General features: G+C 61.3%; 13 protein-coding genes. 11 read left to right on the plus strand and 2 right to left on the minus strand.

The features are described from left to right. Positions 1 to 43: 43 nt before the first annotated feature. Both dnaN and dnaA read right to left on the minus strand, forming a co-directional pair. On the minus strand, positions 44 to 1153 hold the full coding sequence (gene dnaN / locus ACODSD_RS22270) for a DNA polymerase III subunit beta (RefSeq protein ID WP_048408090.1): 1110 nt from the start codon (positions 1151 to 1153) through the stop codon (positions 44 to 46). 54 nt (positions 1154 to 1207) lie between these two features. Continuing rightward, entirely contained in the window at positions 1208 to 2602 is a 1395-nt protein-coding gene (gene dnaA, locus ACODSD_RS22275) for a chromosomal replication initiator protein DnaA (RefSeq protein WP_107801092.1), read from the minus strand. Positions 2603 to 3059: 457 nt separating this feature from the next. Between dnaA and rpmH the strand changes: the two genes are divergently transcribed. From rpmH to ACODSD_RS22330, 11 genes are all read left to right on the plus strand, one after another. Further along, positions 3060 to 3194: a 50S ribosomal protein L34 gene (gene rpmH, locus ACODSD_RS22280; protein WP_048408088.1), complete on the plus strand. Its 135-nt coding sequence runs from the start codon at positions 3060 to 3062 to the stop codon at positions 3192 to 3194. A 4-nt stretch (positions 3195 to 3198) separates the two neighbouring features. Further along, on the plus strand, positions 3199 to 3564 hold the full coding sequence (rnpA, locus tag ACODSD_RS22285; protein ID WP_039753648.1) for a ribonuclease P protein component: 366 nt from the start codon (positions 3199 to 3201) through the stop codon (positions 3562 to 3564). Further along, positions 3540 to 3749 carry a membrane protein insertion efficiency factor YidD gene (gene yidD / locus ACODSD_RS22290; RefSeq protein ID WP_107801093.1) on the plus strand — a complete coding sequence of 70 codons (210 nt, stop codon included), beginning with the start codon at positions 3540 to 3542 and terminating at the stop codon, positions 3747 to 3749. The genes rnpA and yidD overlap by 25 nt, the downstream gene beginning before the upstream one ends. A 21-nt stretch (positions 3750 to 3770) precedes the next feature. Next, positions 3771 to 5423 carry a membrane protein insertase YidC gene (gene yidC, locus ACODSD_RS22295; protein WP_227106074.1) on the plus strand — a complete coding sequence of 551 codons (1653 nt, stop codon included), beginning with the start codon at positions 3771 to 3773 and terminating at the stop codon, positions 5421 to 5423. Between the two features lie 124 nt (positions 5424 to 5547). After that, complete coding sequence (mnmE, locus tag ACODSD_RS22300) at positions 5548 to 6900, plus strand: tRNA uridine-5-carboxymethylaminomethyl(34) synthesis GTPase MnmE (protein WP_019102217.1); 1353 nt, start codon at positions 5548 to 5550, stop codon at positions 6898 to 6900. 445 nt (positions 6901 to 7345) lie between these two features. Continuing rightward, a complete protein-coding gene (locus tag ACODSD_RS22305; protein WP_446024521.1) occupies positions 7346 to 8563 on the plus strand; it encodes a tyrosine-type recombinase/integrase in 1218 nt (405 codons plus the stop codon). Between the two features lie 585 nt (positions 8564 to 9148). Then, entirely contained in the window at positions 9149 to 9367 is a 219-nt protein-coding gene (locus ACODSD_RS22310; protein ID WP_488878362.1) for an AlpA family transcriptional regulator, read from the plus strand. Positions 9368 to 9392: 25 nt separating this feature from the next. Further along, positions 9393 to 10118: a hypothetical protein gene (locus tag ACODSD_RS22315; RefSeq protein WP_488878363.1), complete on the plus strand. Its 726-nt coding sequence runs from the start codon at positions 9393 to 9395 to the stop codon at positions 10116 to 10118. A 12-nt stretch (positions 10119 to 10130) separates the two neighbouring features. Beyond that, positions 10131 to 11108: a P2 family phage major capsid protein gene (locus ACODSD_RS22320; protein ID WP_488878364.1), complete on the plus strand. Its 978-nt coding sequence runs from the start codon at positions 10131 to 10133 to the stop codon at positions 11106 to 11108. 13 nt (positions 11109 to 11121) lie between these two features. Next, entirely contained in the window at positions 11122 to 11400 is a 279-nt protein-coding gene (locus ACODSD_RS22325) for an Ogr/Delta-like zinc finger protein (RefSeq protein ID WP_488878365.1), read from the plus strand. Positions 11401 to 11886: 486 nt separating this feature from the next. Next, positions 11887 to 12060, plus strand: a complete 174-nt coding sequence (locus ACODSD_RS22330; RefSeq protein ID WP_488878366.1) for a hypothetical protein — start codon at positions 11887 to 11889, stop codon at positions 12058 to 12060. The last annotated feature ends 11 nt before the right edge of the window (positions 12061 to 12071 follow it).

Below are 12071 nucleotides of genomic sequence, written 5' to 3' on the forward strand. Positions count from 1 at the left end.
GCGGGGCCTCCGCCGCCGGCGGGCTGCCGGGTGGCGGCCGACGTCAAATCCGCATGGGCATGACGATGTATTTGAAGTTGCTGACGTCCGGTATGGTCACCAGGGTGCTGCGGTTGGAATCGCCAAAGGCCAGTTGCAGGGTGTCCGCCGGCAGGTTGGTCAGCACGTCCATCAGGTAGTTGATGTTGAAGCCGATTTCCAGCTCGCCGCCCTGGTAGGCGATTTCCAGTTCTTCTTCCGCTTCTTCCTGCTCGCTATTGGTGCAGAGAATGGACATGGAGCCGGGCTTGAGCACCAGGCGCACGCCGCGGAATTTCTCGTTGGCCAGAATGGCGGCGCGCTGCAAGGCGTGCAGGAATTCCAGACGTTCAATCAAGAAGATCTTGTCGTTGTCCAGCGGGATGACGCGGTTGTAGTCCGGGAACTTGCCGTCCACCACTTTGCTGATGATGACGGTGGAGCCGAAGCTGAAGCGCACCTGGTTGGCCAGCACTTCGATATTGATCGGGTCGTCGATGTCCTGCAGCAGCTTGTACAGTTCGATGATGGTCTTGCGCGGCAGGATCACTTCGGACTTGGGCAGGTTGGCTTCCACGTCCGCGCTGGCAAAGGCCAGGCGGTGGCCGTCGGTGGCCACCAGGCGCACCTGGTTGCCGTCGGTCTGCATCAGCAGGCCGTTCAGGTAGTAGCGGATGTCCTGCACCGCCATCGCGTATTGCACCTGGGAGATCAGGCGCTTGAGTTCGCGCTGGCTCAGGCTGAAGCTGGAGTCGCTGGCGCTGCCCACGGACAACAGCGGGAAGTCGTCTGCCGGCAGGGTTTGCAGGTTGAAGCGGCTCTTGCCGGCTTTCAGGGTCAGGCGGCCGCCGTCCAGTTGTTCCAGGGTCACGGTTGCGTTGCCCGGGATGGCGCGCAGGATGTCCTGCAGCTTCTTGGCGGAGGTGGTCAGGCGGAAGTCTTCGCCCGGCAATTCGTCGCTGCTGGCGGTGGTGATCTGGATTTCCAGGTCCGTGGCCAGGAAGCCCACTTGTCCGCCCTTTTTCTCTATCAGCACATTGGACAGGATGGGCAGGGTGTGACGACGCTCGACAATGCCGGTGACTGCCAGCAGTGGCTTGAGCAGGGCATCGCGTTCGGCTTGCAGGATCAGCATGGGGCGGGCTCCCGTTGGGTGTTTGTGAGTCGGTTCAAGTTAGGCTTCATGGTCTTAGTTACGCAGCATGGCCAGCAGCGTGTCGTAATCGTGAGCGATATCGGCGTCGTTGCCGCGCATTTCGGCAATGGTCTTGCACGCGTGCAGCACGGTGGTGTGGTCGCGGCCGCCAAAGGCGTCGCCGATATTGGGCAGGGACAGCTGGGTCAGTTCCTTGGCCAGCGCCATCGCCACCTGGCGCGGCCGGGCGATGTCGCGGCTGCGCTTTTTGCTGTGCATGTCGGACAGCTTGATCTTGTAGTACTCGGCCACGGTTTTCTGGATGGCGTCCACGGTCACTTGGCGGTTGCCGGCGGCCAGGATGTCCTTGAGCGCTTCCTTGACCAGTTCCAGCGAGATGTTCTGATTGGTGAAGCGGGCGTAAGCCACCACGCGCTTGAGCGCGCCTTCCAGTTCGCGCACGTTGGAGCGCACGTTCTGGGCAATGAAGAAGGCCACGTTGTGGTCCAGCTTGATGCTGTCCGCCTCGGCCTTTTTCATCAGAATGGCCACGCGCATTTCCAGCTCCGGCGGCTGGATTTCCACGGTCAGGCCCCAGGAGAAGCGGGAGATCAGCCGCTCTTCCATGCCTTCTATCTGCTTGGGGTAGCTGTCGCAGGTCATGATCACCTGCTTGCCGCCCTCGATCAGCGCGTTGAAGGCGTAGAAGAATTCTTCCTGGGTGCGGTTCTTGCCGGCGAAGAACTGGATATCGTCGATCAGCAGCAGGTCCAGCGAGTGGTAGTAACGCTTGAATTCGTCAAAGGCCTTGTGCTGGTAGGCGCGCATGATGTCGGCCACATAGCGTTCGGCGTGGATGTAGCGGATCTTGGCTTGCGGGTTCTTTTGGAACACGTGATTGCCGATGGCCTGGATCAAGTGGGTCTTACCCAGGCCCACGCCGCCGTAAACAAACAGCGGGTTGTAGGCCTGGTCGCCCGGGTTTTCCGCAATCTGCATGGCCGCGGCGCGCGCCAGCTGGTTGCCCTTACCGGTCACCAGGGTGTCGAAGGTGAACGAGGGGTTGAGCCGGGTGCTTTCGTGGCTGCCGCCAATGGCTTTGACCGCGGCCTGCTTGGCCTGGGACGGCGCGCTGGGCGTCGGCACGCTGGGCGCGGGCTTGGCTTTGGCCGGCATCACCGCGGGCGCGGCGGCCGGACGGCCGGCGGGCGCGCCCAGGCGCAGTTCCACCAGGCATTCCCCCACCAGCTCCACCGCCAGTTCTTCAATACGCGCCAGGAAGCGGTCCTTGATGAACTGCATGATGAAGCGGTTGGGCGCAAACAGCGCGATGCCCTCTTCCGTGGTTTCGGCCGATAGCGGCTTGATCCAGGTATTGAACTGTTGCGAAGACAGTTCGGCCTCCAGGCGGGCCAGGCAGCCAGGCCAAAATTGATCCAGTTCGGTCATTACATATACGCAAGTAAAAGCGAAAAACCCGCTGTCGGCTTTAAGGCCAAGCGGCGGGAGAAGCCGCCGCGCCCCGCGCTTGGGGCGGACGACGTGTGTTCGGCATGATTCAAGGGCCGCGTTCCGCGCATCGCCGGGCCGCAAGGCGGGCCAGGCATGGACGGGGCGGCCCCCGAGAACCGCTGGCAAAATTCCTGGATCCGGCACGCGCCGCGCTTGCGCGGGCGCGCGTTGCTCCAGTGGGTGGGGCTGAATTTTGGCAGTGCTTCTCTGGGTTGGCGTTCCGCCCCGGCGCGCGTTCAATAATTGCGCAGCGGACTCGGAACGGTAAGCCTTGGCATTCTAACGGTTTTTCTCAAAGTTATCCACAGGTGCTTAGAAAATTCCTCATTGACAAACCGGCGTTTATCCTGTCAAATCACGCGTTTATTTCCGTTTCGAAACAGGAATTCCAATCATGAAGCGTACTTACCAGCCCTCCAATACCCGTCGTAAACGCACCCACGGCTTTCTGGTCCGCATGAAGACCCGCGGCGGCCGCGCAGTGATCGCAGCCCGTCGTTCCAAAGGCCGCAAGCGTCTGGCCGTATAAGCCTTTGTCGGCTTACCGCTTTCGCCGTGCGCACCGGCTATTAAAAACGGATGAGTTCTCATCCGTTTTTAGTTTGCGGATGTCGCGCAGCAACGCCACGTTCCAGGTATCGGCCCGGCCCAATGAATTGGGGCACGCGCGGCTGGGCCTGGTGGTGGGCCGCAAGGTCCACAAGCGGGCCGTGCGTCGCAATTACATCAAGCGCACGGTGCGCGAGTGGTTCCGCCTGAACCGGCAAACGCTGCCGGACATGGACTTCGTGGTCCGCGCCAAGGTGCCTTTTACGCGCGCCGAGCGAACTGAAGTGATCACGGCTTTGTCTTCTCTGTTTGCTAAACTGGCACGATGTCGCGCCTCTTCATCCTCCTGATCCGTTTTTACCAGCTGGCTATCAGCCCGTGGCTGGCACCGCGTTGCCGCTTCCAGCCCACCTGTTCCAGCTACGCGATCGAGGCCATGAAAAAGCACGGCGCACTCAAGGGCGGCTGGCTGGCCGCCAGACGCATCGGACGTTGCCACCCCTGGGGCGGCAGCGGCTACGACCCAGTTCCCTGAACTTAAATCCGGTATCGAGAGATGGATTCCAAGCGCCTCATAATCTTCATCATGCTGTCCCTGGGCATCCTGCTAGGTTGGCAGGAGTTTTTCGCGCCCAAGCCGACGCCGCAGCAGGTGGCCGCGCAAAAACAGGCCGCCACGCAGCAGCAGGCCGCCAACAGCGCGTCCCACAACGCCCAGCCGGTGGATTCCAACAAGCTGACTTCCGGCCAGCGCATCACGGTGAACACCGATGTGCTGAAAGCGGAAATCGACACCGTGGGCGGCGATCTGCGCCAGCTGACGCTGTTGAAGCACGATTCCGCCGTGGACAGCAAAAAGCCGCTTGATCTGCTGACGGACCGGAACGGCCGCGTCTATGTGGCGCAAACCGGCCTGGTGGCCGCCAGCAACCCTGCGCTGCCCACCCACAAAACCGTGTTCACCGCGGAAAAAACCAGCTACGAGCTCTCCGGCGACAAGCTGGAAGTGAAGCTGACCGCGCCGGAAGCCAATGGCGTGAAGGTAAGCAAGATCTACACCTTCACCAAGGGCAGCTACAAGATCGGCGTGCGTTACGACATCGCCAACGGCGGCGCCGCCCCGCTGGCCGCCACCGCTTACTACCGCCTGCTGCGCGACAGCCAAACGCCGGAAGGCGAAGGCCGCCTGGCCCACACCTTCACCGGCCCGGCGGTGTACACCTCGGAAAACAAATTCCAGAAGGTGAGCTTCGACGATCTGGCCAAGGGCAAGGGCGATTACGCCAAGACCGGCAGCGACGGCTGGGTGGCGATGATCCAGCACTACTTCATGTCCGCGTGGATTCTGAAGCCGCTGGACGGCGCCAGCGTGTGCAAGGACGACAAGTCCTGCCGCTTTGAGCTGAAGCAGAGCAACGGCCTGAACTCCGCCGCCGCGCTGGTGGATTACGCCACCATCGCCCCGGGCCAGAGCCTGAGCGTGTCGGTGCCGCTGTTCGCCGGCCCGGAAGAGTACGATGTGATCAGCAAGCTGGCGGACGGCATGGAATACGCCAAGGACTTCGGCATCTTCCACATCTTCGCCTCCCCGCTGTTCTGGCTGCTGACCAAGCTGCACCTGCTGGTGCAGAACTGGGGCTGGGCCATTGTGCTGCTGACCCTGACCGTCAAGGCCATCTTCTACCCGCTGACCGCCGCGTCCTACCGCTCCATGGCCAAGATGAAGGCGCTGGCGCCGCGTCTTGAGCGCATGAAGGAGCAGTACGGCGACGACCGCATGAAGTTCCAGCAGGCGGTGATGGAGATGTACAAGTCCGAGAAGGTGAATCCGCTGGGCGGCTGCCTGCCCATGCTGATCCAGATCCCGGTGTTCATCGGCCTGTACTGGGCGCTGTTGGCTTCGGTTGAGCTGCGCCAGGCGCCGTGGATCCTATGGTACACCGACTTGGCCCGCCCGGACCCGTTCTATGTGCTGCCGGTGATCATGGCGGCCACCATGTTCCTGCAGACCTTCCTGAACCCGCCGCCGGCGGACCCGATGCAGGCCAAGATGATGAAGATCATGCCGGTGGCCTTCTCGGTGATGTTCTTCTTCTTCCCGTCCGGCCTGGTGCTGTACTACGTGGTCAACAACATCTTGTCGATGGCCCAGCAGTGGCAGATCAACAAGAGCATAGAGAAGAAAAGCAAGGCCGCGCTGCAATCCTGATTGCCCCGCGCGCTCTGAACCCCAAACCCGGCCGCATGGCCGGGTTTTTTGCTGGATAATTGAAGCGTACTCGCCACGACGCCCCGCCGCGCGGGGGCCGCGGCCCAGATTCCAAGGAATGCCCATGAGCCTTAGCTACACCCCCGCCACCATCTGCGCCATCGCCACCGCACCCGGCCGCGGCGGCGTCGGCGTGATCCGCGTGTCCGGCAAGGATTTGCTGCCCTTCGCCGCCGCCGTCAGCGGCGGCAAAACGCCCAAGCCGCGCTATGCGCTGTACACCGATTTCGTCGACGCCCACGGCCAGCCGCTGGACAACGGCCTGCTGCTCTACTTCCCCGGCCCCAACAGCTTCACCGGCGAGGACGTGATCGAGCTGCAAGGCCATGGCGGGCCGGTGGTGCTGAAAATGCTGCTGGCGCGCTGCGTGGAGCTGGGCGCGCGGCTGGCGGAACCGGGCGAATTCACCAAGCGCGCCTTCCTCAACGACAAGCTGGACCTGGCCCAGGCGGAAAGCGTGGCGGACTTGATCGACGCCAGCAGCGAAACCGCGGCCAAGAGCGCGCTCAAATCGCTGAAGGGCGCCTTCTCCAAGGAAATCCACGTACTGGTGGACGAGCTGATCACCCTGCGCATGCTGGTGGAGGCGACACTGGACTTCCCGGAGGAAGAAATCGACTTCCTCAAGCAGGCGGACGCGCTGGGCAAGCTTGAACGGCTGCGCGGCCGGCTGGTGCAGGTGCAGGCCACCGCCAAGCAGGGCGCCATCCTGCGCGAGGGCATGCACGTGGTGCTGGTGGGCCAGCCCAATGTCGGCAAATCCAGCCTGATGAACGCGCTGGCCGGCGACGACATCGCCATCGTGACCGACATCGCCGGCACCACCCGCGACACCGTGCGCGAGGAGATCGTCATCGACGGCGTGCCGGTGCACATCATCGACACCGCCGGCCTGCGCGACACCGACGACGTGGTGGAGAAGATAGGCATAGAACGCACCTGGCAGGCGGTGGAGCGCGCGGACCTGGCCCTGGTGCTGGCGGACAGCCGCGACGGCCTGACCGGCGAGGTGCAGGCCATCCTGCAACGGCTGCCGGCGGCGCTGCCGCGCGTGCACGTGTTCAACAAGGTGGACCTGTCCGGCGAAGCGCCGGGCCTGGCCGATGAAGACGGCCACCCGCTGGTGCGCCTGTCCGCGCGCACCCACGCCGGCGTGGAGCTGCTCAAGGCCAAGCTGCTGGAGATGATAGGTTACAGCGGCGGCGGCGAAGGCGTGTTCCTGGCGCGCCAGCGCCACCTGGACGCCATCCGCCGCGCCGCCGAACACCTGGAACTGGCCCACGCGGATTGGGAACAAGTGGAAATCTTCGCCGAGGAATTGCGCATGGCGCAGAACGCGCTGTCCGAGATCACCGGCGAATTCAGCGCCGACGATCTGCTGGGCGTGATCTTCAGCCGCTTCTGCATCGGCAAATAACTGGATGTCCGACGACATCCAGTAGCATCCAAAAAACCCCTCACAACCATTGCTATTGCTACATTCTTTCGTCCAGTAGCATCCAGCAACATCCATAGACAGCCGATGGCTTTAGGTACACACTTAGGCACACACTCGATAGTGTAGGTTTTTATGTGTACCTAGACCAACGGCTTTTCCTATCCTCAAGATCAAATTATAAATACATTGTCATGTAAATTTGGCACACAAATTTCAACACCTATTTATGTGTACCAAAAACAATAAATCCAATACATTTCAATGACTTACAAATGATTTTATTTTGATATTTATACAGAATCAACTCCGTTTTTCCGGGGTTTATTTGCCAAATTTCGCGCATAAATTTTGGAACCTACATAGAGCAAGGCTTATAGCCACTATCGTGTACCTTTGATTTCGAGCGTGTACCAAAGGGGAGACTATGCCAAGAGCTACCAAACTACTGACCGATGCCCGTATCAATGCATTGAAGCCAAAAGATGCTCGCTACCGGATCACGGACTCGGGTGGCTTGCTGCTGGAAGTGATGCCTAGCGGTACCAAGGTCTGGCGCTATCGTTATCAATTGCATGGGGTTCGGCAGCCGACTTTGACTATTGGGCCTTACCCAGAAATCAGCTTGAAAGCTGCACGCAAGCAGCGGGATGCATGGGCAGAGCTAGTAGCTCATGGAGAGTCCCCTAAGCGAGCAGTCCAAGCGGCCAAAGTGGAACGGCTCAATACGGTTGCGGCCTTCGCCGACAATTGGTTGGAAGAGCAGCTAGAGGGAAAATCAGGCAGCTATCAGAAGACGATGCGCCGGATCATGGACAAGGACGTATTACCTTGGTTAGGGGGCATGCCGCTGATGGAAGTGAAGCCGTCTGACGTGCTGGAGCTTTGCGACCGGATCAAGGCCCGCGGAGCCCCAAAGATGGCCCTTGTTACGCGCAACGCACTTAAGCGCATGTACGACTATGCGATCGCACGACAACTAGCGGAAACCAACCCTGCCGCAGCTTTGGTGGCCCGCTTTATCGCAGTGGAAGAAAGCCGCGACCGGGTGCTATCAGGCGAGGAAATCGGCCAAGTACTACGGGCCGTGTACCAATCAGATGTCCGCCGATCTCTACGTCTGGCACTGCACCTGTTAGCCATCACCATGGTTAGAAAGAGCGAACTGATTCAAGCGACTTGGTCTGAATTTGATTTGGATGCTGGGATATGGGACATCCCCGCTGAGCGGATGAAGAAAAACAAGCCCCATCGGGTGTACCTATCCCGCCAAGCATTGGAAATGCTGCAAGAACTAAAGATTTTGGCAGGACATTCCAAGTTTCTTTTCCCGAGCAGTCGTAGCCGTGAAGATAGGCCGATTGGCCGGAGCACGCTCAATCAAGCAGTGAACTCACTATCGCTGGATGTGCAGCATTTCGTCCTACATGACTTCCGCCGCACGGCATCCACGCATTTACATGAAATGGGCTATCCGTCCGACGCAATTGAAAAGGCACTAGCCCACAAAATCGTCGGAATTAAAGGGGTTTACAACCGTGCCGAGTATGCTGAGCAGCGGAAAACAGTCTTGCAAGCATGGTCTGATTTTGTCCAGACGCAGATTGATGCGGCTAAATTAATTTCAAACAATAAGAAAAAGTAATATAGCAGCACACGCTTGATTAGCTTTTATGCAATAGTGGGCTCGCCCTGGTAGGCCTGCGGTCAATACAACCCATTTGACCCTCGTAAATCCATTCCTTACCAGCTACACCCAGCGCGCGCTATCGAAGCCCCGCCTCGCCCCCGCACTTCATGGGCCGCTAATCATGCAGCTGCATGAACCCGTGCCAGGCCCTTGCCGTATGGCCTGGCGCACCCTTGTCCCCCTGCCCGGATTCATGCGTTTTCATGCACGCTATGCATGCAGTCGCCCTGTTCGCTGACCGTCCCCGCTTCGCGTTTTCCCGCTGTCCCCCGTTTCCTTGCCGCTGAGTCCGTCCTAGCCCGTCCACCGCCGTCCGATGCTGTTCCATGGCGGGCCATTTTGCGCCCGCGTTCCTTGTTTTCCCGCCCACCGTCAATAGCAAAATCCGCGATTTTTTGGCATTTCAAATTTTTTTGTTGTGTGGGAGCGCGGCACAACCCAACCCCCAAACCCGGTTTGTCATTTCTGAAATACTGCGTTCGCTGATCGGCGTATCCGATGCCATCCACTGATATCCACCTCAACCGACAAGGACGCTTCATGACCGCTGTTGCCGCTTCGCCCTCTCCTCAACCGCTGCGCTTTCTGCGCTTGCCGGAAGTCATCGCCACTTGCGGCCTGTCCCGCTCGTCGGTGTACGACGCCATCAAGCAGGGCCGTTTCCCGGCTCCGGTGCCGCTGGGCGGCAAGAGCGTGGCCTGGCTGTCCTCTGAAATCGAGAGCTGGATGGCGGCACGCATCGCGGCCCGCCGCGCTTAACCCCGCAACTTCCCGGACTCAGACCATGCATATCCAGAACCCCACCACCCAAACCCGTCTCGCCGCGGCCGTGGCCGAGCTGGCCGAACGCCAGAGCGCCTTCGAACACGCGCTCGACGCCTGGCAGCAGTTGACCAGCCAAACCACCCGCCGCGAGCACACCGCCGCCGCGCTGCGCATGGAGGCCGAGCAGGCGCGCAAGGATTGCCGCCAGGCGATGCGCTCGACCTTGGGCATTCCCACCAAGGCGGTGCGCGAGTTGAAGCACAAGGAGATGGCCAACCTGGAATTGGCCGAGGAAACGCTGAAGATCGCCGAGGAAGAGAAGATTCAAGCCGAGATCCAGCATGAAGCGCTGTTCGAGCAGCGCAAGGCGCTGGCCGAGGCGCGCGACGCGCTGCAGCGCCAGTACTGGGACGCGGTGCTCGACGATCACCTGCCCCAGTGGGGCGAGCAACTGCCGGTGCTGACGCTGTTGCTGACCCAAGCGCCGCCGGCCTGCATCGAGCGCGTGTTCGGCAGTGCCGACTGGCACCGCGAAGAAGAGCAAGTCTATGCCGTGCTCAAGCCCGGCGCGCTGCAGCAGACGCTATGCAGCGCGGCCCCGGCGGCCCCGGACACCCTGCTCGCCCGCTTGAACCAGCCGCTGCCGCCGTTGGCCACCCCGCCGCTACAGCAACACAACGTGATTGCCCAACAGCGATACCAAGCCCAGCGCGACGCGCAGTACCAAGCCCTGATCAACCGCTAACCGAGACGACACATGCAGAACCCCACCCGCCACGCGCTGAACCAGTTCATCGACCACTACTACCACGCGCTGGAGCAGTACCGCGCCCAGGACAGCCTGTACGCCACCCCCACGCCCCAAGCGGCGCAAGCCCGCCTCAACGCGCTGAAGGCCCGCAGCCGGCTGCTGTCCGCCATCAACCTGCTCGGCGTCTCCGAGATCCGCGGGCAGGCCAAGCACTTCGATCTCGCCGGCACCTTGGCGGCCACCGTCGACATCCAGCGCCATGAACGCCAGCCTGCCGGCAAGACCTGGCGGCCGGCGCAGTACCACTGCCAGCAAACCAACTTCGACGCCGCCTTCAGTTACGACACGCTGGACGCCTGGTGGAGCGAGAGCCAGACCCCGGCCGGCTTTGAAGCCCGCGCGCGTCAGGCGCTGGAACGCCGCATGCTGCTGGACCGCATCATGATCGGTTTCCACGGTCTGCAGCGCGCGCCGAACTCGAACCGGGACAGCCATCCGCTGTTGGAAGACGTCAATATCGGTTGGCTGCAGCAGATCCGCGAGCAAGCGCCGCAAAACTGGATCGAGGGCGCCCGCATCGGCGAGAGCGAACGCTTCCGCTCGCTGCATCGCCTGGTGCGCTATGCGCTCAAGCAGCGGATGGCGCCGGCGTGGCGCGATGATCCCGGCCTGGTGGTGCTGGTGGGCGCGGACTTGCTGCCGGATGCGGTCTGCGACGCGAATCCCCAGGACGACCTGGTGTTTCACAAACAGCGCCTGGGCGGGCTGCAAGCGGCGACGGCCGCCTTCTTCCCCGGCGACAGCATCTTGATTACCCGGCTGGACAACCTGTCGCTGTACTTCAACCAACACGCCACCCGCTACCACTACCACGAAGAGCCGTCGCTAAACCGGGTGGAGTTCTACCATTCCAGCCACGATGCCTACGTCGTCGAAAACCTCGCCGCCTGCGTGCTGATTGACGCCGTTGAAATCGTCGACTGAAGGAGATTGAACCATGGCCTTCCCTTGCCCCTTATGCGGCGCGGTGTCGCGGGTGCGGACCAGCCGCATGCTCAGCGCCGCGACCAAGGAGATTTACTACAACTGCAGCAACGATGACTGCTGCCACCAGTACAAAACGCTGGAAGGCGAGCCGATGACCCTGGCCCAGCCCATCCACGGCGGCGCGCGGATTCCGCCGGAGCGGCTGCGCACCTTGCCGGGCCTATCGCCCTCGCCTCGGCAAGCGCTGATCGTGACGCCCGGCCGCGTGCGGCATCGCGTCCTGGGCTAAGCACCATGGCTCGCCGGCCGGCGGGCCATGCCCCCCTGCAATCGACCTTAAATAGCGTCGGCTGAAATGGATTTAATTCACTTATTTAATATTGAATGGCGACTTTAATAAAATGCCCGCTAATACCCGGCCCCATTCCCGATGACTCCGCCCCACGCTTTAGAAATATCACCCCCGATGAAATGCGCGACCCTGATTGCCCACCCCCGCCAGCGAATTGACAAGCCCGCTCAATTGCTGCACCATCTTTACGTCGCATTCAAAACAGCGACCGGGTTTAGCAGCTCGAACAGTAAGGCGGATAGCCGCCATATGCGGCATTTTTTGCGTCCGTTAAACGCCATTGGTGCGTCCTTTTCTATGGCGGCCCGTGGCGGGGAGCCTTCGGGCTGCCGGTCCCTTACTGCCGGTCTGCTAACCCCGCCATGCGCCCGCCATCCCCGTTTAGCAGCGGGGACGGGCATTACGCTCAGTAAGGAGGCAACCATGCCCAAGATTTCCATCGCCCTGTTCCGTCTGTTCCCTGCCGTTACCACGCCTGTTTCTGTACTGCCTTCCGAGGCCGAAGCCCGCGCTTTGTCTGCGCTGCTGGTGGCCCAAGGCCGTCGCGCCGTGTTTCATCGCACCGCCGCCGGTTTCGCCGTGGAGGTGCTGGCATGAACGCCCTGATC

It is taken from the genome of Chromobacterium sp. FG22, assembly GCF_057809415.1.